Consider the following 24,356-nt stretch of genomic DNA (forward strand, 5'->3'; position numbering starts at 1 on the left):
ATTTTCTGACAAATATTTCTCAAATAAACTTCGAGTAATTTCTACCATTCAATCAATGAAAATAATTTCGATCAATCAACCAGTAAAAATCCACACAAGTTGTTCTTCATAATCTCTTAATGATCTTTCTAACATCTCGTCAATGCCAGAAGCTGGACTTCGATAAACTTAACAACTCAACGCTTCGCGTTTCGTTCATTTCCGTCTATCTCGTCGGTATGAGCTCATTATAGGGCAATTTCCTACACAAGCAAGTGCTTTTAACGCACACCAATCATGACTGTTTCATTTTTATGCACCAAATTAGTTCATTTTCCTACCAATTGTTACATAAGTTCATAATATTCCAAAGAAAATATAAACAAAACATTTATGTTTTATTTTTCACTTACTTTTTCACGCTTGGTGCTTTAATGGTCACACTGTTGATTTTCACAGCTGTTTTCGGAACATCCTGATGCATGCCATAGTTCTGAGTAGGTACTTGAGCGATCTTATCGACTACTTCCATACCTTTTGTGACCCGGCCAAATACTGCATATCCAGCATTTCTTGGTGAACGATCCAGAAAACTGTTATCTACCAAGTTAATAAAGAACTGCGCTTTCGCCGAATTAGGGTCGTTGGTACGTGCCATGGCCAAAGTGCCACGTTTGTTTTGCAAACCATTATCTGATTCATTCTTGATTGAAGCTTTATTATTGGCTTTTTCCTGCATGTTGAGATCAAAGCCTCCGCCCTGAATCATGAAACCAGGAATGACCCGATGGAAAATGGTTCCTGTATAGAAGTTGCTTTTGACATATTCTTCAAAGTTTTTCACCGTAATCGGTGCTTTGTCATTAAAGAGTTCAATTTCGATATTACCGGATGAGGTCTTCATCTCGATCAGGGTATTGGCAGCAAAACTTGGCAAGCTAAATGCGATCAACGCGATAGCAGATAATGATTTTTTTAACATTTTTTAACTCATCTACTGATAAAGAAAGGTTGAGATTCACAACATATTAATCTTTCATGACTAATAATGCAGTGACCTGCCGACTAAAGACAAGAGAATAATAATGAGCCATGCATTACTACAGGAGAAAAGCGTCCATCAATTTCCGCCCTGGCATTTGCAGGGGGAGGGTTTTATTCTAAATTACTGGATTACCCCTCATTTCATTCGTGAATTTCAAAGTTTTCGGATTGCGCCATCTCCACTCGGCCGTGTCGTTCAGGTTCTATTAGTGCGCTATCATCATTCTCCTGTGGGTCCTTATGATGAATTGCTGATTATGGATCATCCTTTAATTAGCAGGCGGCGTCTTTCGACTATTCCGAAAATTTATGTCTCTACTCATGAATCTATTGTGCATGGTCAGCACTTGTGGGGTATTCCTAAAGAATATGCAGAGTTTGATTGGCAGGAACAGGGACAGGAAACGATTTGTCGCATAACTCATCGTGGGCAAAGCATGACGCTTCGTCTTAAAAAACCTAAATCTCCTCGTTCTTTCTATTTAAATAGTCATCATCTTCCAAGCTCCATGCTAAAAATCCGGCAAACCTGGAAATCCCAGCATTATCAGTTTAGCCCTCAATTCCGGGGTTATTTATCCAAGCTTATTCAGGCAGAGTGGCAAGATGCTCAGGATATATTCCCGGATTTTTCTAAAGCTAAATATTTACAAAGCTTTTATGTGCCCAAATTTAATTTAGTCTTTCCAGAAGCCAAGATCCATAAAAAATAAAAAAGGTGTTTCACGTGAAACACCTTTTTTACATCTATTTTTGAATCAGATCTTTTTATCCAGGAATTTACGGAAATTCTTGCTGAGTTCAATGACCTGCTTTTTTGAGCGTTTATGAATTGGGGTCAGATTGATAAAACCGTGTGCCTGATCCGTATATTCCTGATAGTACACACGTACCCCGTTCTCACGTAACTTCAGAGCATAGATTGAACCCTCATCATGCAGCACATCATGACGGGCGGTAATCACATAGGCAGGTGGCAGATTTTTCAGTTCACCGTAGGTCGGTGAAATCAGCGGATCGTCCAGTTCGACTTGATGTGTTTCAGCATATAGCTTGGTCACCAGATCAATATCCTGAGCTGAAAGTACCAAGCCTTGATTGTATGCATAAAAAGAAGGATGACGGCTTTTAAAATCGACAGCCGGGTAAAGCAATAACTGTGCGCGAGGTGCATAGATTTTATCGGCACTCCGCTGCGCAACCACTGCCGCCAGATTTCCACCTGCACTATCCCCTGCCACTACAATCTGGTTTTTATAGATTTTCAGCTGCTTAATGTTTTGGTGTACCCAAGCCAGAGCATCTTCACAGACCTGTACCATCTGCAAAGGACTGTATTCGGGCGTTAGCGGATAAGCCACGCTGAGTACCTGCACCTTGGCATGCACCGCCAATAAACGGCAGAACTCATCATGCGTATCCAGACCACCCACTATAAATGCACCACCATGATAGAAAATGACCATCGGCAATTTTTTCTGTGGTGCCGGATGATAATGTCGGGCAAAGATAGTGCCATTTTGCAATGGCAAACGCAGATCCTCGACTGCCTTGACCGGCGTCGGTTTCGCCAGAATAGCTTTCATGCGTTCATCAAACAGTTGACGTGACTGCACCGCATCTTCACTAATAAAACTGTGCTCTCCCTGTTTAATCTGAATCGCCATCAAGCATTTTATATAAGGATCCAAATCAGGATAGTCATAAGGATAATCCAATGCTTTTACCAGACGTTCTTGTGCAAAGCTCGGCAGGCAATCCAGCAAGCGTGCTGCAGTGCCCTGCCCCTTATCCATTACAAATTTTGTGACCGGATTATTCACACCCATGAGTTTTCATCCTTTTCCCATAATTCTTCATTTTTTCTACATGATTAGGGTTTTAGTGACCATATTCTTATATAAGTCTTAATATCAATGTACATAGATCATCTGCCAAATACGCTAACCTGAATTTAATCAGATGTCATTGACAGTTTAAGTGAGATTTTTACAGCACTTTTGCGACTTTGATGTAGAAGTCTGTATAAAAGGAGATAGCTTATGGCGATAAGAATAATAACGGTATCCTTAGCCACTGCATTTTTAGCCGTAGGCTGTGTGGCTTTTCCTGATGATGGTTATTATGACGGACGTTATGACCGTCGCGATCGAGGTTATGACTATCGTTATGATCAAGACCGCCGCTATGACCAGCAACGCTGGGAATATGAACAGCAACGTAAGAGGCTGGAACTGGAACGGCGCAAAAATATTCAGCAGCGTAACTGGGAACAGGAACGTCGTCGGCAAATAGAACTGGATCGTCGTAAAACTCAACTGGAACGACAACGTCTGGAACAGCAACGCAAGAATCTGAGTAACCAGCGTCAGAAACAGGCCCAGGCCGAACGTAAACGTCGCCAGCAGCTGGAACAACGTAAAAAAGTGGCAGAACAGCAGCGTAAACGGGTTCAGCAAAACCGCTCCAATAATCCACGCTGGAATGATCAGCGACGTAAACAGGAACAGCAGCGACCACGTAATCGTCGTGATTAGGCAGAATATAAATAAAAAAAGAGGCCCTGATTTAGATCAGGGCTTTTTTTATGGACTCGGTTTTATGGTTTTGATCTCATTCCAGTTATTTTCTTTGAATAGAAGAAATGTTTTTACTCAACACAGCCTTGATGAAGATGATCCCATTTTATAAGTCGAAAACCGTAGCAAATTTCAGGCAAAAAAAAGGCTTATCTAGAGAAAAGATAAGCCACGAAAACACATTTCTAAAAAGAGAAGAAACTACAGCGATAGAATCTGAAATGAATAATATAGCGTTGCTCATTTTTTGTGTAATACTTTATTGCTTAGTTATTAATCGCTTTTATGTCTAAAAAATAATCTGGACAAAAAAAAGCCGGACCCTGTGTGAGGGATCCGACTGGAAAAAACGGTTTAAAAAATAAGGCAACAGCAACCTGGTTCAGCTCTCTCCTCAGAACAAGGTCGCTGTTAATGACGCTATGATGCACCGGTCTTAAAAATATTTAAAACAGATAAAAATTATTATTTCTATCTAAAAATACGATGCTGCTTTTATTAAAGTCATTAAATCCAAATAAATCCTAAAATTAATCTGTACTTGTGCTTGAATTTTTTGCCCCTGCCCCGATTTCTTTAAATAATTAAAAATTTCAATCATGGCAGTTCAGTATTAACGCAGTTAACTCTGACGCCCAAGGACTGTACATGTTTAAGAACCCATTTAAACGGAGTAAATCAATGGCAACTGAGCAGAACGAACAAGCTCAAGATCTTGAGCAAGAGCAAGCGACACAAGAGGTAGAGCAAACTCAAGCTGAACCTGAGCAAGTAGAAGTTACCGTTGAATCTTTACAAGAGCAGATTGCACAACTTGAAGGTGACTTAAAGTTAGAAAAAGCACGCACTGCCAATGCAGTTTACGAAGCACAAAAAAGTGTAGAACGTATTCAGCGTGAATCAGAAAAGCATAAAGACACTGTGCTGGAAAAGTTCTCTAAAGAGCTGCTAGATACAGTGGATAACCTGGAGCGCGCGATTGTTGCTGCAGGGGAAGAACAGGGCCCGTTACGTGAAGGCGTAGAACTGACCCTGAAAGCGTTGCTCAATACACTAGAGAAATTTGGTGTAGTCGCAGTTGATACCGCAAATGGTTTTAATGCTGAATTGCATCAGGCAGTCGGTATTGATCCAAATGCCAAATCTAATGAAATCGGTACAGTCTTGCAAAAAGGCTATGCCCTCAATGGTCGTTTATTACGTCCTGCAATGGTCATGGTTGGCGCTTAAGCTAAATAAATCGGGAGTTTGTGAAATTTTTTCTAAAAATTTACTTGAAAAAAATTGAACGGCTCTCATATCGGATAACAAGTGTAAATCACAAAAAAATTTTTGAGGAAACATCCAAATGGCTAAAATCATTGGTATTGACTTAGGTACTACAAACTCATGTGTTGCAGTACTTGAAGGCGACAAAGTTAAAGTTATCGAAAACGCTGAAGGCGCACGTACAACTCCATCTATTATTGCGTACAAAGATGGTGAGATCCTTGTTGGTCAATCAGCTAAACGCCAAGCGGTAACCAACCCTAAAAACACATTATTCGCGATCAAACGTCTGATCGGTCGTCGTTATGAAGACCAGGCAGTACAAAAAGATATCGGTCTGGTTCCTTACAAAATCCTGAAAGCTGACAATGGCGATGCTTGGGTTGAAGTAAACGACAAGAAACTTGCTCCACAACAGATCTCTGCAGAAGTTCTGAAAAAAATGAAGAAAACTGCAGAAGACTACCTGGGTGAAACAGTCACTGAAGCGGTGATTACTGTTCCTGCTTACTTCAACGATGCGCAACGTCAAGCAACTAAGGATGCAGGTAAAATTGCAGGCCTAGAAGTTAAACGTATCATCAACGAACCAACTGCTGCGGCGCTTGCGTTCGGTATGGACAAGAAAGAAGGCGACCGTAAAGTTGCAGTTTACGACTTGGGTGGTGGTACTTTCGACGTTTCAATCATTGAGATTGCGGATCTTGATGGCGACCAGCAAATCGAAGTGTTATCAACTAACGGTGACACCTTCCTGGGTGGTGAAGACTTCGATAACGCATTGATCGACTACCTGGTTGAAGAGTTCAAGAAAGAACAAAACGTGAACTTGAAGAACGATCCACTTGCGTTACAACGTCTGAAAGAAGCAGCTGAAAAAGCAAAAATCGAGCTTTCTTCTTCTAACGCAACTGAAATCAACCTTCCATACATCACTGCAGATGCGACTGGTCCTAAACACTTAGTGATCAATGTAACTCGTGCAAAACTTGAAGGTTTAGTTGCTGATCTTGTAGCTCGTACCATCGAGCCTTGTAAGATTGCGCTGAAAGATGCAGGTCTTTCAACTTCTGACATCTCTGACGTAATTTTGGTAGGTGGTCAGTCTCGTATGCCACTTGTACAACAAAAAGTACAAGAATTCTTCGGTCGCGAGCCACGTAAAGACGTGAACCCGGACGAAGCAGTCGCAATGGGTGCTGCGATCCAAGGTGCGGTATTGTCTGGTGATAAAACTGACGTACTTCTTCTTGACGTAACTCCACTAACTCTTGGTATTGAAACCATGGGTGGCGTGTTGACTCCAATCATTGAGAAAAACACGACGATTCCTGCGAAGAAATCTCAGGTGTTCTCAACTGCTGCGGACAACCAGCCTGCTGTAGACATTTCAGTTTACCAAGGTGAACGTAAAATGGCTCAACAAAACAAATTGTTGGGTAACTTCCAGTTAGGCGACATCCCACCTGCTCCACGTGGTGTGCCACAAATTGAAGTATCGTTCGACATCAACGCGGATGGTATCTTGAAAGTATCTGCGAAAGATAAGAGCACTGGTAAAGAGCAATCTATCCAGATCAAAGCAAACTCAGGTTTGTCTGATGCTGAAATCGAAGCAATGATCAAAGATGCTGAAGCAAATGCTGAAGAAGACCGTAAGTTCGAAGAGCTTGCAAAAGCACGTAACGAAGCGGATGCGCTAGTTTCTTCTGCTCAAAAAGCAGTAAAAGATCTTGGCGAACAAGTGACTGCTGACGAAAAAACTGCAATCGAAACTGCGGTTTCTGAGTTAGAAGCGTCTACGAAAGAAAATGATGTTGAAGCAATCAAAGCGAAAACTGAAGCATTGCAAAACATTATTATGCCGATCACTCAACGTGCTTATGAAGCAGCTCAAGGCCAAGGCGGTGCACAAGGTTTCGATCCTAATGCATTCCAAGGCGGCGAAGGCCAAGCCCAAAAAGCAGATGACGGCGTAGTTGATGCTGAATTCACTGAAGTAAAAGATGACAAAAAATAATTTGTCACTTTGAGAAAAAGACCGCATTTTATGCGGTCTTTTTTTTGTTCAATACATAGGCAATAGAATCTTTTTTAATTAAACTATAATGAAATAAATAACTTAAAAATAAAAACGTATGCAGAATTTTGTTAAGCTTTTTCTTCTGGCTTCCGGGCTTGCGATCATGCTGCTCTACCCGATGGGCAATCTGCTTCTGATCTTACCGCCGAATGTGGTACTCGCGCCTTTTAATTACCTGCAAACTTTCGGAATTGAAGCTTCTTTTTCCTTGGGTTTTCTGATTGCCATTATTGTATTACTGATCCTGGCAGTACCTCAGCGTTATCCTTCCGGAAAAGGCTTTATCATTCTAGCTATTGGATTGCTGAGCTATATTATTTTCCAGATCTTTAAATCTGAAATCACGCTGTATGCCTTTAATCACCAAACCAGACATTCCTATAACCTGAAATATTTAATTGAATTTATGATCTTCTTATTGAATGGTATAGGCCTTGGTTTTATCTATCATTCCAATATGCCAAGACAGGTTGAACAGTGGAAAGGTAAAAAATCATAATCTGACCTGAACAGAACCGTGCATAAGCACGGTTTTTTATTGCCACTTTTTATCGCTCTGACGCTAGGATTTTGCTGGTTTTTTAGCTACATTGAGCCAAACAATATTTAAAAAAACACTATGCGTCTTTTAAGCTTTCTGGGGATTGTCGTTTTCATTGTGTCACTGTTTTTGTATCTACAAACCAAGACCCATCCACAATTAAAATTTAATTCCCTGACTGACCGTTTGACCCATCCTTTCGATACCCGCTTACGTTTCCGGATTGACCAGGTCGATCCTGGCTTTGGCCTGACCCGTGATGAGGTCATTCAATTAAGTCAGGAAGCTATTCAGATCTGGCATGAAGGAACCAATCGCGATGATCTGATGGTCTATGATGAGAATGCTCAGCTGGCCATTCAACTGATTTATGATCAACGCCAACAGGACTATGAAGCCTTTAAAAAGGTTGAAAAAAAGTTACTTGCCGATGAAGCCAGATATCAGCGTGAAGTCAGCAATCTGCAAGTTTCACAGAAAAATCTGGAAGATCAGCAGCAACGACTGATCCAGCAAAAAAGTCAGCTTGAGTTTGAATTTCAAACTTTATTGCAACGCCGTCAACAAGCCAGCTCATCTGCCGAGCGTGAACAGCTTCAGTATGAGATGGAAATGCTCAAGCCTAAACTGGAAAGTTTTAAGCGCGAATATGCCTATCTTCAGGAACAGCTATCTTCATTTAATCAGCAAGTTTCTGTTCATCAAAACAGTGTGCAAAGCCATCAGCGAAATATCCAGCAGGCCCAGCAGCGTTTTCCCCCACGCCAGTTTCATAAGGGTATTTTTATGGGAGATAAGATCCAGATTTACCAGTTTGATGCCAAAGATGATTTACGTTTAACTTTGGCACATGAGCTGGGCCATGCCTTGGGTCTCTATCATCATAATGATCCGGAAGCCTTAATGTATCCTGTATTGGGTGAACAGAATCTGCAAGATTTCAAACTACGCCCGGCAGACAAGACCCTATTGTATACCCGATAACATTCAGGTTTTAATTCCCTATATTATTTATGTGTTTAGGCTAGTAAAAATACAACTTGGTTTCATTTCATGTTATTGTGAAGAACAGTAGGACGTCTTAGGCCAACTTTCTTGGAGATTCATGTGAGTTACTACCATATTTTAATTGAAGTAAATGACCACATTAGTACGATTGATGAAACCCGTGATATCGAGATCTTTGATATCGAGGATATTCAACCTTATCTTCATTCAATTTTGCTGCCTTATTTCAATGAACAGCTGATCGAGCTGGATGATGAAAATCTTGAATTTAAGGATATTTTGCATCTGCAAGTGAAACAGACTTTGTTACCGATCAATGACTTGATTGAGGAAGAACAGCGTCTATTGCCGAGTGATACGGACATTACCATTACAGCCTACGAGATATTTAATAACCGCGAACTGAGTCAGGATGTCACTACAGTGATTTTTGACCTGCTTGAAGCGGTCAAACTGGAAAGCTAAGCTTTCTTCAGATATAAAAAAGTCCTCATATGAGGACTTTTTTATTCAACTTGATAGGTATTAGATCGAGAATGAAGATCCACAACCACAGGTCGTGGTCGCATTCGGGTTTTGTACCACAAAACGTGAACCTTCCAAACCTTCAACATAGTCAACCACTGAACCGACCAGATATTGATAGCTCAGAGAATCGACCAGCATTTTGACATCGCCATTGACGAATTCTGCATCATCTTCATTTTGGCTTTCCGCAAAGTTAAAGCCATAAGAGAAACCTGAACAACCGCCACCGGTGACATACACACGGAGCATTAAGTCTTGGTTACCTTCACTGTCACGCAACTGGCGTACTTTATTTGCGGCATTGTCGGTGAGCACAAGCGCTTGAGCATTCATGGCGGATTCCTCTGTTGAATGGAATGTCTTTAAAAAGAAAAGACCATATTTCAAGTATAACACACTCAATATATGGTCAGTCTGTACAGATTAAAAGTCAAATCAGAGTAATTTTATCAGGATTGTTTATAGTTCTCATCCTGTAATGCACATTCGAAGTTTTTCGGATTTTGCTTGCAGCGGAATTGCCAGAGTAACTTCATCATGCGTTTATCATAAATACCCCGTTTGGTCAGATCAATCCGCGAATCACGCATCAGCTTTTGGTAACCTGGCTTATCTGCTTCAGGAATATCCATCCAGTATTTAGAGGGAATATCTGCCTTCATTTTACCCAAAATTCCAAAAGCACGTGGTAACTGGCTTTTCACCCATTCACGTGATTTTTGTCCATATCCTGCCGGGAATTTATCTGGACGAATAATAATATTACCGGTGACCTGCAATACCGGATAATTCACAATAGCACCCTTGCTACCCAAACCTTTATGCAGTTCTAGCGGTTTAAATACAGCAGCCGGCGCGCCAATAATATCGACCTGACCATTGTTAAATTTAGAGCCAAAGTTGGTCACATCGGCGCTGACTGCCTGTGCACCCACCTGTTGAACCATGATTTTTTGTGCTTCGTCATAGTCAAGTACAGCAATTTTTTTACCTGCTGCTTTTGCAACAGTATTAATACTCCGGTCATTGACCATCAGGAAGGCATCGCCTACCGGAATTACCCCTGCGACTTCATACTTGCCTTGAACCATGAGCTTGGCAAAGGTTGGACTCGCCAGGCCTTGCATAACTTTTACCGCCAGGTTCAGATCAGGAATTGCACCAATCGCATCGAGTGAACCAGTAAAACGGTTGAACTGACGGCCACGCATACCAGTGACACTGATCCCGTCACATTTACCAGCTTTAAAATCTTCTGCGACGACGGCTTCATTGGTATTTACCCTGAGCTCGATATCAGCACCCCAGTTTTTTGCAGCCAGCTGATAGTCTTTCATTACAGCATAAACGTCACCATTTTTGCCGACCAGATCGAATACACATACCACCTGTTTAGCCTGAGCCAGACCTGAAACTGCCGCGAGTGCTGCACCTACAGCCAGGGCTTTCCATCCTCTCTGCATCATTTTGCTTTCCTTGATTGCCTTGTTTTTGTTATCTGCTTTAAGTGCTACATGTTATTGTTTTTTATACTAAACATGAAAGCATTATTTTTAATCAGCTTAACTGCTTTACCGTGATCTGCAATGGCAGATCTGACTTTGTTTAATATAAAAAAAGCTTAGATAAATCTAAGCTTTTTTCCTTAAAAATCAAATTATTCGCCAGAAAGTGAACATTCAAAGTTGGCCTTATCGACAGAGCAACGTGCACGTTTCAATACCGACATCATGCTGGCATCATAGATTCCACGCTTGGTCATATCCATACGTCCTTCACGTAATAACTTCTGGTACTTGGTTTTGTCTTCCGCGCTCAGATTCAGCTTATATTTCGCTGGAATACCGGCTTCCAGACGATTAATCATCGCCATGCTCTTAGGCAGATTTTTAATGAACCAGTCACGAGACTTCTGGCCAAAACCGGCTGGGAATTTCTCCGGACGGATCACAAAGTCAGAGGTGACATGCAGTACCGGGAAGTTAAACATCGCACCGCTATTGCCCAGACCTTTATAGATTTCGAGTGGCTTGTACGCATACGCCGGTGCGCCCACCATATCGACTTGGCCATTATTAAACTTGGCCACGAAGTTGGATACATCAGACACTACGGCCTGAGCACCTACACGTTGAACCATGATTTTTTGCGCATCATCATAGCCAAGAACAGCGAACTTCTTCCCTGCGGCTTTTTCAATAGAGTTGATGTTTTTGTCACGCACAAAGATAAAAGCTGAACCCAGTGGCGCAATCCCGGCCACCTCATACTTTTTACCGCCCATGGTCGTAACCATTTTAGCCGCATTACGCTTATCTAAAGCGAAGCTAATCGCACGCTGTGCAATGGCATTACTTGGAGCACCACCTAAGGCATCAATCGAACCGGCAAACTTGTTGTATTGACGGGCACGCATGGCGGTCATGAATACACCATCACATTTGCCAGCCTTAAAGTCATTGTCAGCGACGGCTTCATCCTGACGGGCGATCAGATTAATATCTGCGCCCCAGCCTTTTGCTGCCAGCGCCCATTCCTGAGCCATCTGGAAAGACTCGCCAGATTTACCAAGTAGGTCAAACACACAGATATTGACCTTTTCTGCATGTGCCACACCTGCAAAACCAAATGCAGAAAATGCAGCCAATGATAAGAGTGTTTTTTTCATTTTAGTTATCCTTTGAAATCTTGTTGTTAGCTGAGTGTCCGTACACGCGTCAAATATTAAGCAAATTTATTTCAAAAAAATAGAGCATTTACTCCAGATAAAAGCCGTTTTTTGGCCTATAAAGATAAATGAGCTTTATCCGATTTCCTTTATTCGATTTTTTTATAAATATATCAGTATCTTAATGTTTTAACTTGGCTACTTTGAATTACATTTCCTTCGATGTAGTTACAAAGATATACATGATTTTAAAATTATTCACCACTGATTGAGCATTCGAAATTGGTTCTTTCCACAGTACAACGTGCCCGTTTTAATACTGTCATCATGCCAGCGTCATAGATGCCCTGTTTGGTTAAATCCATGCGTCCTTCACGCAGAATTTTTTGATAACTGACCTGTTCCTCACGACTCAGGTTCAGAATATATTTACGCGGGATTTCTGCTTCCATCCGTTTTACCATCGCGAAGCTGCGGGGTAACTGCTTAACAAACCATTGTCGGGAATTGGCTGCAAACTGTTCCGGAAATTTATCCGGTCGAATAATCAGATCTGCTGTGACATTGACCACCGGAAAGTTGATCATGGCTCCTTTCTGCCCCAGTCCTTTAGTCACTTCAAGAGGTTTAAAGGCATAAGCGGGCGCTGCCACAATATCCACTTCACCCTGATTAAATTTACGGATGAAATTGGAAATTTCCGAATTTACCGGTACAGCTTCTACCCGGTTTACCATAATGGTTTGGGCATAGTCATAATGTAGAACTGCAAACTTCTTGCCTTTAATATGTTCCAGCTTGTTCATATTACGATCACGGACAAAGATATAAGCAGGACCAATCTGGCCAATACCGGCTACTTCAAATTTTTCCTTGCCAATCTGAGTGGTCATGCGCTTGGTATTACGCTTATCCAGCACATAACTCACCGCTTTCATGGCAATGTCATTATTAGGAACGCCGCCAATGGCATCAATGGAGCCTGCAAATTTGTTATAAGCTCGCGCGCGCATGGAGGTCATATAGAAGCCATCGCATTTTCCGGCTTTGGCATCCTGATCGACTTTGGCTTCATCCTGATAAGCAATCAATTGAACCGTAGCCCCCCACTGCTTGCTGGCCAATGCCCATTCTTCCAGCAGTTTGAAGGATTCACCCGATTTTCCCAGTAAATCAAATACACAGATATTGACTGGGGCAGCATGTGCACTCGAAGCCCATAGGCCCAGTGCAGATAAAATTAAAAATCCTTTTTTCATTTTTATTCTACTCAATATTATTATGAGCCTTGATGGCTCTATCTTTCGGTTTTTAAACAAAATAGAGTATTTAATCAAAACATAGTTCATCATATATGAATCTATAAATTTTTAAAGCTTGAACAGGATAAACTGCAACGAAGATTTTTTGTTTTCTCTCGGCTTTCCATTAGAATAGCGGCATTCTCTTTTGCCCTTGTTAGTAAGTTCAATGATTCAGTTAGACCAAGTTTCGTTACGCCGTGGTGGGCGAGTGTTATTTCAAAAAGCCTCCATGCAGCTTCATCCCGGCTGGAAAATTGGTTTAACCGGCGTGAATGGTGCAGGAAAATCCACCCTGTTTGCGGCTCTTTTAGGTGAGCTCAGTGCAGATGAGGGCTCGCTAACCCGTCCATCCGTTTGGACTGTGGCGCATATGGCTCAGGAAATTAAAGCGCTAGATATGCCGGCCATTGATTTTGTTCTGTCAGGCGATGAAGAGTATTGGGATATACAGGCCAAACTGGCACATCCGGAACAACTATCCGATGCTGAACTGGCACAGTTACATGGCCGTTTCGACGAGATTCATGGCTATTCTGCTCCATCTAAAGCAGCTCAGTTGATGGCCGGTCTGGGCTTTATGGATCATCAGATTCGCCTGGATGTTTCCAGCTTTTCAGGCGGTTGGCGGATGCGTCTGAATCTGGCCCGTACCCTGATGAGCCGTTCAGACCTGCTATTACTCGATGAACCGACCAACCACTTGGATCTGGATGCGATTTTGTGGCTCGAAGACTGGTTAAAGGCGTATGAAGGCACTTTAGTGCTAATTTCGCATGACCGTGATTTTCTGGATGCCGTGACGGATCATATTCTGCATATCGAAAATCAGGAACTCACCCTCTATACCGGTAATTATTCAACTTTTGAAGTGACCCGTAGCGAGCGTCTGGCGCAACAGCAACAGGCCTTTGAGAAACAGCAGGAAGCCCGAGCACATTTACAAAAATTTATTGACCGTTTCAAAGCCAAAGCAACTAAAGCACGTCAGGCCCAAAGCCGGATCAAAATGCTGGAGCGTATGCAGGATCTCGCCCCTGCTCATGTAGATACGCCTTTTACCTTCAGTTTCCGTGAACCGACCAAAATGAGTTCACCACTTCTGGCCTTGGAACAGGCGGAAATTGGTTATGGCGATAAATCGATTGCCAGCAAAATTAACCTGCAAATCACCCCAAATTCTCGCATTGGTTTACTGGGAATGAATGGTGCGGGTAAATCAACCCTAATCAAAACCTTAGTCGGAGATTTGCCTTTATTAAATGGTCAACGTAAAGCCTCAGAATTACTCAATATCGGTTATTTTGCTCAGCATCAGATGGATGCTTTGGATGCTAATGCCAGCCCAATGCTACAACTGGCACGTATCGCCGATCCAAAAATCAGTGAAGCTTCTTTACGTTCTTTCCTCGGCAGTTTCGGTTTTAGCGGTGAGCGCATGGATACCCCATGTGAGAGTTTCTCTGGGGGTGAACGTGCACGTTTGGCTTTGGCTTTAATTGTTTGGCAGCGTCCAAATGTACTGATTCTGGATGAACCGACAAACCATCTGGATCTGGATATGCGCCATGCCCTGACTATGGCTTTGCAGGATTTTGAAGGTGCGGTGGTACTCGTTTCGCATGAACGTCAATTGATTGCGACAGTATGTGATGAATTGCTGTTAGTACATGCCGGACGTTGTACCGAATTTGAGGGTGATTTGCAGGACTATGCCAAATGGTTACGTGAAGCGCGTCAACAGCAGATCAATGCACAGAATGCCTTAGCCAAAGCACAGGTAGTAGAAACAGAAGCTAAACCTGTGGTGGTAGCCAAAGTAGATAAGGAAGCACAGCGCAAACTGGCCGCTCAGCGTCGTGAGCAGACTCGTCCGATTCGCAAGAATATCGAAAAATGCGAAGCGCAAATTGACAAGTTACAACCGCGTCTGGCAGAAATTGAAGAATTGCTGGCAGATAGCGCTTTATATGAAGCTGCACGTAAAGATGACTTGCTGAAACTTATGAACGAGCAAACTGAACTGAAACAGAAACTGGAAACTGCCGAAGAGCAAATGCTAGAACTGATGATGGAGCTAGAAAGTTTGGAGCAATCTTTTCAGGAAGGTTAAGTTTTAAACCTTGATTCAAATCTTAGAGATTAGCTGCAACTGGAGCTAATCTCTTTTTTATACTTTTTATATATTGCTCTCTCCATCTTTTCCCTGATTTTTTTATCGAAACCGTTTTTTGACATATTTTGTAGTGAATTACGCAAATCCTATATAAGTTTATTTTTTAAACACTCGGATGTCTTATTTCATACATTAATTTACAGTGATTTCTTGGCGCATAAGGCTCTAATAAAAGTGTTTTTTATTTTTGGTAGCCTTGATACGAGTCTGTTTAATGTTGAACTAGAGAGAGGAAATCCGCATGCGTGCTCTTACCTATCATGGTGCTCGGGATGTACGAGTTGAATCCGTTCCAGATCCAGTGATTCAGGAACCAGATGACGTCATTTTAAGGGTGACAGCGACTGCCATCTGTGGCTCAGATCTGCATCTATACCGGGGTAAAATCCCGGCCACTGAAGATGGCGATATTTTCGGCCATGAATTTATGGGAATTGTAGAAGAAGTCGGCCCTGAAGTCACAGAAGTCAAAAAAGGCGACCGGGTCATTATTCCTTTCGTGATTGCATGTGGTCACTGTTTTTTCTGTGAACATGAACTGATGGCTGCCTGTGAAAATACCAATACTGGCCGTGGTGCAATTATCAATAAAAAACAGATTCCACCAGGTGCCGCTCTATTTGGTTATAGTCATTTGTATGGCGGTGTACCAGGCGGACAGGCTGAATATGTTCGTGTGCCTAAAGGTAATGTGGGCCCATTTAAAGTGCCAGGATCATTACCGGATGAAAAAGTCCTGTTTCTGACTGATATCTTGCCTACTGCATGGCAGGCTGTAACCAATGCCCAGGTCACTCGCGGCTCCAGTGTTGCGATTTATGGTGCTGGTCCAGTTGGTTTACTGTCGGCTGCCTGCGCACGTATGCTGGGTGCCGAACAGATCTTTATGGTCGATCACCACCCTTACCGTCTGCGTTTCGCCCATCAAACTTATGGTGCAATTCCAGTGAATTTTGATGAAGTCGATGCAGCTGAATATATTATTCAAAATACTGCCGGTCATCGTGGTGTTGATGCCGTCATTGATGCGATTGGTTTCGAGGCCAAAGGCAGTTTGCTTGAAACTGTGATGACGAATCTAAAAATTGAAGGTTCGAGCGGCTTTGCCCTACGTCAATGTATCGCCGCAGTACGCCGTGGTGGTGTGGTGAGTGTGCCAGGCGTATATGCTGGTCCAATTCATGGCTTCCTGTTTGGTGATGCCTTCGATAAAGGCTTGACCTTTAAAATGGGTCAAACACATGTACATAAATTCCTGCCACAATTACTTGAATATGTAGAAAATGGCCAGCTGTCTCCAGAAGTGATTATTACCCATCGCATGAAACTGGAAGAAGCTGCTGAAGGCTATCGTATTTTCGATAAACGTGAAGAAGACTGCCGCAAGATTATTCTGACCCCATAAATACAATCATTAAAAAATAGAAAGCGCCGTTAGGCGCTTTTTTTATTTTTGATCACCATTTTATAAACCATACTTTTTCTATTTTCAGTTTTAAAAGTTCAGATCTATTGCCTGTTTATCAAATGAACTGGCACTAGGTCACGTGATGATCCAGCTTAAAGAAACTAAGCTATAGAAGTAAAAGTTAGAAAAATCTATAAGCCTATGATTCAGTAATAAAAAATTGAAAGTTCACTTGATTATTAAATTAATTGTGTAGTTTCACTACAGTGAAGATTTTTATAATTAAAAATATGTTCCACGCTTATTGTTAATTAAATCTACAATATCAATATAAACCATTAATTTTTAAGTTATTTATATAATTTACCATTAAAAACAGATAAAAACTCACCTGAACTGGTTGCCGTTAAAGAACATAGAAGATATGGCTCCAACTAGTCTTTTAAATTCAAAAACCCATTTTAAATTTAAAAACACTTATCCACAAGATAGAGAAATTAAATTTAAATTTAAAAAATTAAGAGATAAGAAAGACAATATAACTTGTGGATAAATACTATCTTATTCACATAAAAAATATGGATAACTTTGCAGTTATCCACACGATTGATCAGGGTTCAAACAAAATTTAAAACAACACTATTCAAATATTTTTAGAAAATTTCGAAGTAACTTAATAAATCATTGGAACTTTAGGATTTCAAAAATCTAAGTTCTAGAATTTTCCATTCATCCTCTAGCTTCCAGATCTCCTGAAGACGCTGTTTATTATTTTCCAGTCCAATCAAGATCCGGCATTCGGTCTGATCTTCATTGTACTCGTATTCTTCATATTCTATGTCTGGCTTCAGCGGTTTCCATACACCGTTTTGTACCGCATGAGCGATCCGGTCATAACGCAGATAACTTCCTTCTACGCGGCCTTCCTGTTCAAAAACCACCTGAAAGTCCTGATGTTCGTAGTGGCGCAGCACATCATAGTCGCCACTATAGAATGCATTGGCCCAGATCTCACGTATTTCTTCAAGCTGGCTATCCATGGATAAACCTCTTTATAAATAAGACTTGATTCTACTGAACCAGGCTTTTTTGAAACCTAATATCAGCGGATCATTGGTCTAAAAACTGCTTAGATTAAAATTATTCTAAACAGTTCATCCGGCATTAATAGAAAATTTACGTAAAAAAAGCGCCTTAAAAGGCGCTTTTTCGTTTCGATTTATTCCAATGGATCAGGTATCAATATCAGCATTCAAGGCATTTTCTTCAATGAAGGCACGACGCGGTTCCACATCATCCCCCATCAGACAAGAGAACATGCGGTCTGCTTCAATTGCATCCTGCACCGTCACTTGTAGCATGTTACGGTTTTCTGGATCCATCGTGGTTTCCCACAGCTGGTCTGCGTTCATCTCACCCAGACCTTTATAACGCTGGATCATCATGCCGCGGCGAGAGTCTTGCAGAATGTGCTGCCAAACCTGATGGAAACTGCTGACCTGAATCTTGCGCTCACCTTTCTGTAAATAAGCACCCTCTTCAAGCAGCGTGAACCAGCTTTTCGAATTTTTCAGTAAACGTGCATATTCACTTGAGCTGAGCAGGCTAGCATCTAGCAGGTAATGATGCGGCAGGTTATGCACATAAATCGTAATCCTCGGCAACCAGCTTTCTACGATCTGGCCATCAACGTCTTTTTCAAAACGTTCCAGACTCAATTCAGGACGTAAACTTGGCTGGATTTTTTCAATCGCTGCACGCAGGTCTTCACCCCAGGTTTCCACATACGCTTTATCTTCCAGCTGATCCAGCTTGAATGCTTCCAGTGAAATCAACGCATCCAGCAAGCTTGCAGGATAACGTACAGTTAAACGTGCCAGGCTCTTCTGTGAAGTTTGATAATCAGTAATCACATTGGCCAGAGCTTCACCACGAATCGCAGGGGCATCGGCACTGATATGCAGTTCCAGCTCATCAATCGCATTCGAAATCAGGTAAGTTTCCAGTGCATCATTGTCCTTGATGTACTGTTCCTGCTTGCCTTTTTTCAACTTGTACAATGGTGGCTGTGCAATATAAATATGACCGCGTTCCACCAGTTCCGGCATTTGACGGAAGAAGAAGGTCAACAGCAACGTACGAATATGTGAACCATCCACGTCAGCATCGGTCATGATGATGATTTTGTGATAACGCAGCTTGTCCGGGTTATATTCTTCACGACCAATCCCACAGCCGAGTGCCGTAATCAGCGTACCCACTTCTGCAGAAGAAATCATACGGTCAAAACGGGCACGTTCCACGTTCAGGATCTTACCTTTTAGCGGCAGAATTGCCTGCATCTTACGGTTACGGCCCTGTTTTGCAGAACCGCCCGCAGAGTCACCTTCGACCAGGTACAGTTCAGATAAAGCTGGATCTTTCTCTTGGCAATCCGCCAGTTTACCTGGAAGACCGGCGATATCCAGCGCGCTCTTACGACGGGTCATTTCACGGGCTTTACGCGCCGCATCACGGGCACGCGCTGCATCAATGATCTTGCCTGCAATTGATTTAGCCGCCTGTGGATTCTCTAACAGATATTCAGAGAATGCCTTGTTCATGGCCTGCTCAACGGCAGATTTCACTTCACTCGATACCAGTTTTTCTTTGGTTTGTGAAGAGAATTTCGGATCCGGCACTTTTACTGACACAATCGCAGTCAAACCTTCACGCGCATCATCACCTGAAACCACAACTTTTTCTTTTTTCAGGATATTTTCACTGTCCATGTAGTTATTTAAACCACGGGTCAGTGCTGCACGGAAACCGGCTAAGTGAGTACCGCCATCTTTTTGCGGGATGTTGTTGGTAAAGCAGCGTACATTTTCCTGATAAGAATCATTCCATTGCAGTGCAACTTCTACACCAATGCCATTTTCCGCCTGAGTGGTGAAATGGAAAATGTCATTCAGGTGGGTTTTACCTTGGTTAATGTACTTAACAAACTCAGCCAAACCGCCTTCATAGTCAAAAATGTATTCGGCATTGATACGTTCGTCACGTAATACGATTCGTACACCTGCATTCAGAAAGGAAAGTTCACGTAAACGACGTGCCAGAATATCGACATTAAAAATGGTCTGGCTAAAGGTTTCAGCACTTGGCCAGAAACGCACGCGAGTACCGGTCTTATCGGTCTCACCTACTACTTTTAACGGGAATTGTGGGTCACCATGACGGTATTCCTGTTCATGGATTTTACCGGCACGATGAATAGTTAATTCCAGTTTTTCTGACAACGCATTTACTACGGATACACCTACACCGTGCAGACCGCCAGAAACTTTATAGCTGTTATCATCAAACTTACCGCCAGCATGCAGAATGGTTAGAATCACTTCTGCAGCAGACACGCCTTCTTCAGGGTGAATGTCGGTCGGAATACCACGGCCATTGTCTGATACTGAAACTGATTCATCTTCATGAATAGTCACTAAAATTTCATCACAGTGACCTGCCAGCGCCTCATCAATCGAGTTATCTACGACCTCGAAGACCATGTGGTGTAAGCCGGTACCATCGTCTGTATCACCAATGTACATGCCTGGACGCTTACGTACTGCGTCTAAACCACGTAATACCTTGATGCTAGAGGAATCATAAGCTTTTTCAGTGGTTTGTTCTGTTTGAGAAGCAGCTTGATCTTCTGAACTCATGGTTTCTCCCTAGTGAAATATAGGTTTATCCAAAGATAGGTAAAAATTTAAAAACTATTGCACAACAACTTGAACTGTACCGTTTTCAACATTGAATAACTGATATGAGATAGACAGATCATGTAGGTGCTTTTGTACTGATTCATGGTCTAAAGTGGTAATAAAAACTTGACTACCAAGCTGGCTCAATCGCTCAATTAAACGTTGTTGTGCGGTTAAATCTAATTCTGCTGTCACATCATCTAATAATACCACAGTTTCCTTATTACAAGAATGCAGCATTGCGATTTGCGACAGTTTAAGTGCCATCATTAAAAGCTTTTTTTGTCCACGGGACAGGATCACATCAGCATCCCCCAAAGGGGTCTTGATACGCAAATCTGCGCGATGTGGACCATATTCGGTATAGCGTCGTTCCACATCTTTATCATGATGATTGGTCAGGTCATTCAGCAGGCCGTTTTCGCTGTGAAAGCCAGGGCTGTATTCCAGAGAAATCTCCAGATCAGGCAGTAGATGCTTGAGATCATCCTCAAAAAATGGCTTCCACTGTTCCACGATGCCGACACGCTGGGAGTGCAAAATCTCGCCATACTCACTCAGCATCTGGTTCCACGGTTCCAGATCAGACAAACTTAGAAAACGTTTGGATTTAAGCAGGCTGTTCCGCTGTTTTAAGGCTCGTGAATAATATTGCCAGGCATGATAAAACTCTGGTTCCACGTGGAACATTAACCAGTCCAATAACTGACGACGTGGTTTGGCGCCATGATCGATAATATCGATACTTTGTGGATCAAGCAGCTGTAAGGGCAACATTTTAGCAAGCTGGCCTTGAGTCGCAATCGCATCGCCATTGACCTTAATCAGCTGTTCCCCGCTGACCATTTTTTGCATGCCGACTTTTTCAGTTTCCGATTGGGCGAACACAATCGCATCCGAGGCGCCATGCTGAATGTAATTTTTCGGGATATGGGTACGAAAGGAGCGTCCTGTGGCCAGTAAATGAATGGCTTCCAGTACTGAAGTCTTGCCTGAACCATTCTGGCCATAAAAAACATTAAACGGTTGCAATCCCTGGAGTGCAACCGTTTTTAAGTTTCGTACACGTTCAATATGAAGACGCGTAATATGCATAGCGTTGGCTTAACTCAGCTGTCGCTTAGACACGCATTGGCATCACGACATAAGTCTGATCGGTATGAGATGGATCCTGAACCAGCACAGACTGATTCGCTTCAGTCATGGTCATCGACACATCTTCACCGTCCAGTACCCCTAGCACTTCAATCAGGTATTGCGCATTGAATGACATTTCCAGTGGTGCATCTGCATACTGGATGGCCAGATCTTCAATCGCCTCATCCTGTTCCGGGTTATTGGCACGAAGTTGTAATGAACCGGCATTAAAGTTCAGGAATACGCCACGTAGTTTTTCATTACTCAAAATAGCCACGCGTTGTAAAGATTGCTTAAACACGTCATGCGCAATAATCACATTCTTGTCGCCACCACGTGGAATCACACGGCGGTAGTCCGGGAATTTACCGTCAATCAGTTTCGTAGTGAAACGAACTGTGATATCGGTCTGTTCTTTATCACGGCTGGCCATGCGAATGGTCACATTCAATAATTCACGACCAATCAGCAGAGAAAGCTGCTCATCTTCAACGCTTAATAAACGTTGCAATTCAGCGACTGCCTTACGTGGAACAATGGCTTGAATCGGTTGAGTTGCTGTCGATTGTGCTGCTGTTTCACACAGTGCCAAGCGGTGACCATCTGTCGTTACCGCACGAAGCTGATTGGCGTCAATTTCAAGTAAAGTACCGGTCAGGTAGAAACGCACATCCTGCACTGCCATTGCGAAAGCCGTTTTTTCAAACAGACGCTTTAATTCGCGCTGAGTCACAGTCACTTGCGTGCCTTGAGTATTTTCAGTATTCAGTAATGGATAGTCATCCGCAGGCAAAGTACCGAGCACAAAACGACTATTTCCAGATTTCAGGATACAACGCTGGTCATCGGTAATTTGCAGGTCGATCAGGGCTGCTGATGGCAAAGATTTACAGATATCAATCAGCTTACGTGCTGGAACAGTGGTTTCACCGGCTTGCAGGCATGCACCTTCAGCCAACTGTGTGCTGGCAACCAGTTCCACTTCCAGATCCGAACCGGTGACGGTCAAAGCTTCAGCAGTCACCTGGATTTTCAGGTTTGAAAGAATATTTAAGGTATGGCGACGTTCAACCGCTCCTACGACATGTGAGAGAACATTCAGTAAGCTTTCTTTCGCGATTTTTAAACGCACGGTACATTCCTCTAAAGCTGAAGATTAATAAGATAAAAGTTGAATTTTTAGCAGTTAACTATGCGGCAAAACAGGCCGCATAGCAAGAACAGAATTTGAGCGTTTTAGGTCAACTCTGCAACAGGCGTTGCAGGTTTTTATAGTCCTCATTGAAGATCGGATCTTCTTCACGCAAGCTTTGCACTTTTTCGCAGGCATGCATGACTGTACTGTGATCTCGACCACCAAAAGCCATACCAATTTCCGGGAAACTGTCTCCAGTCAGTTCACGTGCCAGACCCATTGCAAGCTGACGTGGACGGGCATAAATACGGGTACGTTTTGGACCTACCAGCTCTTTAAGCGGAATGCGAAAATACTCACTCACTACACGCTGGATATTTTCAGTACTGATGGTACGGGCACGAATTGCGAGGACATCTTTCAAAGACTCACGTACCACATCCAGATCAATCGGCGTTCCTTTAAAACGCGAGATCGCTACCACTTTATTTAGCGCACCTTCAAGTTCACGTACGTTCGCCACTACTTGTTGGGCGATAAATAGCGCACAGTTACGTGGTAAATCTACACCGGTGTTCTCGGCTTTTTTCAGCAAGATTTCAATGCGAGTTTCAATATCGGGTGGTTCCACACCCACAGAAAGTCCCCAGGAAAAACGTGAAACCAGACGTGGATCCAGTTCGGTCAATTCTTTAGGATAACGATCCGAGGTGAGAATAATTTGCTTCGATTCATCCAGCAACGCGTTAAAGGTATAGAAGAACTCCACCAGACTGGCTTCTTTACCTGCCAGCAAATGAATATCATCAACCAGCAAAAGATCCAGTGAACGGCAGTTTTTCTTAAACTCTTCAACCTTGCCCTGTTGTAGGGAACTGACAAAATCCTGCACAAAGCTTTCCGCAGTCATATACATTACGCGGGCATTCGGCTTGGCCTGCAATAAAGCATTACCAACGGCTTGCATCAAGTGGGTTTTACCCAGACCAGTCGGACCATATAAAAATAGCGGGTTATGCTGTGAAGCCCCGAGTTGGGTTAACACCTTACGACAGGTTTCAGCCGCCATCTGGTTAGAACGGCCTTCAACAAATAACGAGAAGGTAAATAAAGGGTTCAGCTGACGTTTACGGCTATTTTTGCCTGAATCTTCTTTTTCTTTCTTAGGACGCGGCGCTGGCGCAACCACAGGTGCAGATTCCAAAGCCGCTGTTGTCGTCGCTGGCTGTTCACTGGCAGATAAAATTGCACCCGGACGTGAATCCACCAGAATTTCCACTTTACGTACGCGACCTTCAGACAGCTGTTCGGCCAAAATCGAAATCAGTTCCAGATGATGCTCTTGAATGTAGCGCGTCCAATACGGATTAGGTGCATAAAGACGCAGGGTATCGTCCAGCTCTTCTGCAACCAATGGGCGAATCCACATTGTAAAGACATTTCCAGAGAGCTCTTGTCGCAAGCGATTTAAGCAGTCTGTCCAAAGCATGTGAATCCCCTATTCATTCCATTGTTAATCAAAAAGGCTGACCGCGACCAAAGCGGGTCGCCATTCTAACCAAGTTATCCACATCTGTCATGGCAATTTCCACAGATTTTGCGCAAAAAGCAGTCATGGTGGATAAATTTAAATTTAAAAAGCTAATGTGGATAAGTTTATCCGCAAGCTGTGGATAAAATATAGCACAAAGTTATCCACAAAGTATAAAATTAATAAAAACAGTTTTATCCACAAACTAAGTTTTTGTTTATTTAATGAA

At 42.6% G+C, this 24,356-nt stretch carries 20 protein-coding genes; 9 read left to right on the plus strand and 11 right to left on the minus strand.

Annotated elements, in window-relative coordinates:
- Positions 1-388: 388 nt before the first annotated feature.
- Complete coding sequence (locus FTU19_RS11960) at positions 389-961, minus strand: peptidylprolyl isomerase (RefSeq protein WP_104426782.1); 573 nt, start codon at positions 959-961, stop codon at positions 389-391.
- A gap of 103 nt (positions 962-1,064) precedes the next feature.
- On the opposite strand from FTU19_RS11960, the gene FTU19_RS11965 reads away from it, so the two are divergent.
- Positions 1,065-1,736, plus strand: coding sequence for an acetoacetate decarboxylase family protein (locus FTU19_RS11965; RefSeq protein WP_180131388.1), 672 nt, complete (start codon positions 1,065-1,067; stop codon positions 1,734-1,736).
- Positions 1,737-1,781: 45 nt separating this feature from the next.
- Here FTU19_RS11965 and FTU19_RS11970 read toward each other — a convergent pair whose 3' ends face one another.
- A complete protein-coding gene (locus FTU19_RS11970) occupies positions 1,782-2,852 on the minus strand; it encodes an alpha/beta hydrolase (protein WP_180131391.1) in 1,071 nt (356 codons plus the stop codon).
- Positions 2,853-3,065: 213 nt separating this feature from the next.
- On the opposite strand from FTU19_RS11970, the gene FTU19_RS11975 reads away from it, so the two are divergent.
- From FTU19_RS11975 to FTU19_RS12000, 6 genes are all read left to right on the plus strand, one after another.
- Positions 3,066-3,560, plus strand: coding sequence for a hypothetical protein (locus FTU19_RS11975; RefSeq protein WP_180131394.1), 495 nt, complete (start codon positions 3,066-3,068; stop codon positions 3,558-3,560).
- 723 nt (positions 3,561-4,283) lie between these two features.
- Complete coding sequence (gene grpE / locus FTU19_RS11980) at positions 4,284-4,832, plus strand: nucleotide exchange factor GrpE (protein ID WP_166138659.1); 549 nt, start codon at positions 4,284-4,286, stop codon at positions 4,830-4,832.
- A gap of 118 nt (positions 4,833-4,950) precedes the next feature.
- A complete protein-coding gene (dnaK, locus tag FTU19_RS11985) occupies positions 4,951-6,891 on the plus strand; it encodes a molecular chaperone DnaK (protein WP_104426786.1) in 1,941 nt (646 codons plus the stop codon).
- 118 nt (positions 6,892-7,009) lie between these two features.
- Positions 7,010-7,453: a hypothetical protein gene (locus tag FTU19_RS11990; protein ID WP_180004176.1), complete on the plus strand. Its 444-nt coding sequence runs from the start codon at positions 7,010-7,012 to the stop codon at positions 7,451-7,453.
- Between the two features lie 120 nt (positions 7,454-7,573).
- Positions 7,574-8,479: a matrixin family metalloprotease gene (locus tag FTU19_RS11995; RefSeq protein WP_180018427.1), complete on the plus strand. Its 906-nt coding sequence runs from the start codon at positions 7,574-7,576 to the stop codon at positions 8,477-8,479.
- A 111-nt stretch (positions 8,480-8,590) separates the two neighbouring features.
- A complete protein-coding gene (locus FTU19_RS12000) occupies positions 8,591-8,968 on the plus strand; it encodes a hypothetical protein (RefSeq protein WP_162835342.1) in 378 nt (125 codons plus the stop codon).
- Between the two features lie 60 nt (positions 8,969-9,028).
- On the opposite strand, the gene erpA is transcribed toward FTU19_RS12000, so the two are convergent.
- From erpA to FTU19_RS12020, 4 genes are all read right to left on the minus strand, one after another.
- The gene (erpA, locus tag FTU19_RS12005; RefSeq protein WP_004780362.1) at positions 9,029-9,364 is read right to left on the minus strand and encodes an iron-sulfur cluster insertion protein ErpA; all 336 of its coding nucleotides are present in this window, start codon (positions 9,362-9,364) and stop codon (positions 9,029-9,031) included.
- A gap of 116 nt (positions 9,365-9,480) precedes the next feature.
- On the minus strand, positions 9,481-10,494 hold the full coding sequence (locus FTU19_RS12010; protein WP_180018435.1) for a putative solute-binding protein: 1,014 nt from the start codon (positions 10,492-10,494) through the stop codon (positions 9,481-9,483).
- A 194-nt stretch (positions 10,495-10,688) separates the two neighbouring features.
- Positions 10,689-11,699, minus strand: a complete 1,011-nt coding sequence (locus FTU19_RS12015) for a putative solute-binding protein (RefSeq protein WP_180048235.1) — start codon at positions 11,697-11,699, stop codon at positions 10,689-10,691.
- Positions 11,700-11,953: 254 nt separating this feature from the next.
- Positions 11,954-12,958: a putative solute-binding protein gene (locus FTU19_RS12020; protein WP_180131398.1), complete on the minus strand. Its 1,005-nt coding sequence runs from the start codon at positions 12,956-12,958 to the stop codon at positions 11,954-11,956.
- A 211-nt stretch (positions 12,959-13,169) separates the two neighbouring features.
- Here FTU19_RS12020 and FTU19_RS12025 point away from each other — a divergent pair, with 211 nt between their 5' ends.
- Together FTU19_RS12025 and FTU19_RS12030 are read left to right on the plus strand one after the other, a co-directional pair.
- Positions 13,170-15,113 carry an ATP-binding cassette domain-containing protein gene (locus FTU19_RS12025; RefSeq protein WP_180070371.1) on the plus strand — a complete coding sequence of 648 codons (1,944 nt, stop codon included), beginning with the start codon at positions 13,170-13,172 and terminating at the stop codon, positions 15,111-15,113.
- A gap of 304 nt (positions 15,114-15,417) precedes the next feature.
- On the plus strand, positions 15,418-16,581 hold the full coding sequence (locus FTU19_RS12030; protein WP_159124281.1) for a zinc-dependent alcohol dehydrogenase: 1,164 nt from the start codon (positions 15,418-15,420) through the stop codon (positions 16,579-16,581).
- Positions 16,582-17,276: 695 nt separating this feature from the next.
- Here the strand turns inward: FTU19_RS12030 and FTU19_RS12035 are convergent.
- The 5 genes from FTU19_RS12035 to dnaA all read right to left on the minus strand — a co-directional run bounded on the left by FTU19_RS12035 (position 17,277) and on the right by dnaA (position 24,085).
- Entirely contained in the window at positions 17,277-17,624 is a 348-nt protein-coding gene (locus FTU19_RS12035; RefSeq protein WP_180012252.1) for a hypothetical protein, read from the minus strand.
- 192 nt (positions 17,625-17,816) lie between these two features.
- Positions 17,817-20,282: a DNA topoisomerase (ATP-hydrolyzing) subunit B gene (gene gyrB, locus FTU19_RS12040; protein WP_166139278.1), complete on the minus strand. Its 2,466-nt coding sequence runs from the start codon at positions 20,280-20,282 to the stop codon at positions 17,817-17,819.
- A gap of 54 nt (positions 20,283-20,336) precedes the next feature.
- Positions 20,337-21,419: a DNA replication/repair protein RecF gene (recF, locus tag FTU19_RS12045; RefSeq protein ID WP_180131401.1), complete on the minus strand. Its 1,083-nt coding sequence runs from the start codon at positions 21,417-21,419 to the stop codon at positions 20,337-20,339.
- Between the two features lie 25 nt (positions 21,420-21,444).
- On the minus strand, positions 21,445-22,593 hold the full coding sequence (dnaN, locus tag FTU19_RS12050; RefSeq protein WP_159124285.1) for a DNA polymerase III subunit beta: 1,149 nt from the start codon (positions 22,591-22,593) through the stop codon (positions 21,445-21,447).
- Between the two features lie 109 nt (positions 22,594-22,702).
- Positions 22,703-24,085, minus strand: a complete 1,383-nt coding sequence (gene dnaA / locus FTU19_RS12055; RefSeq protein WP_004780349.1) for a chromosomal replication initiator protein DnaA — start codon at positions 24,083-24,085, stop codon at positions 22,703-22,705.
- Positions 24,086-24,356: the final 271 nt, after the last annotated feature.

The organism is Acinetobacter sp. YH12072 (assembly GCF_013419565.1).
Lineage (GTDB): Bacteria > Pseudomonadota > Gammaproteobacteria > Pseudomonadales > Moraxellaceae > Acinetobacter.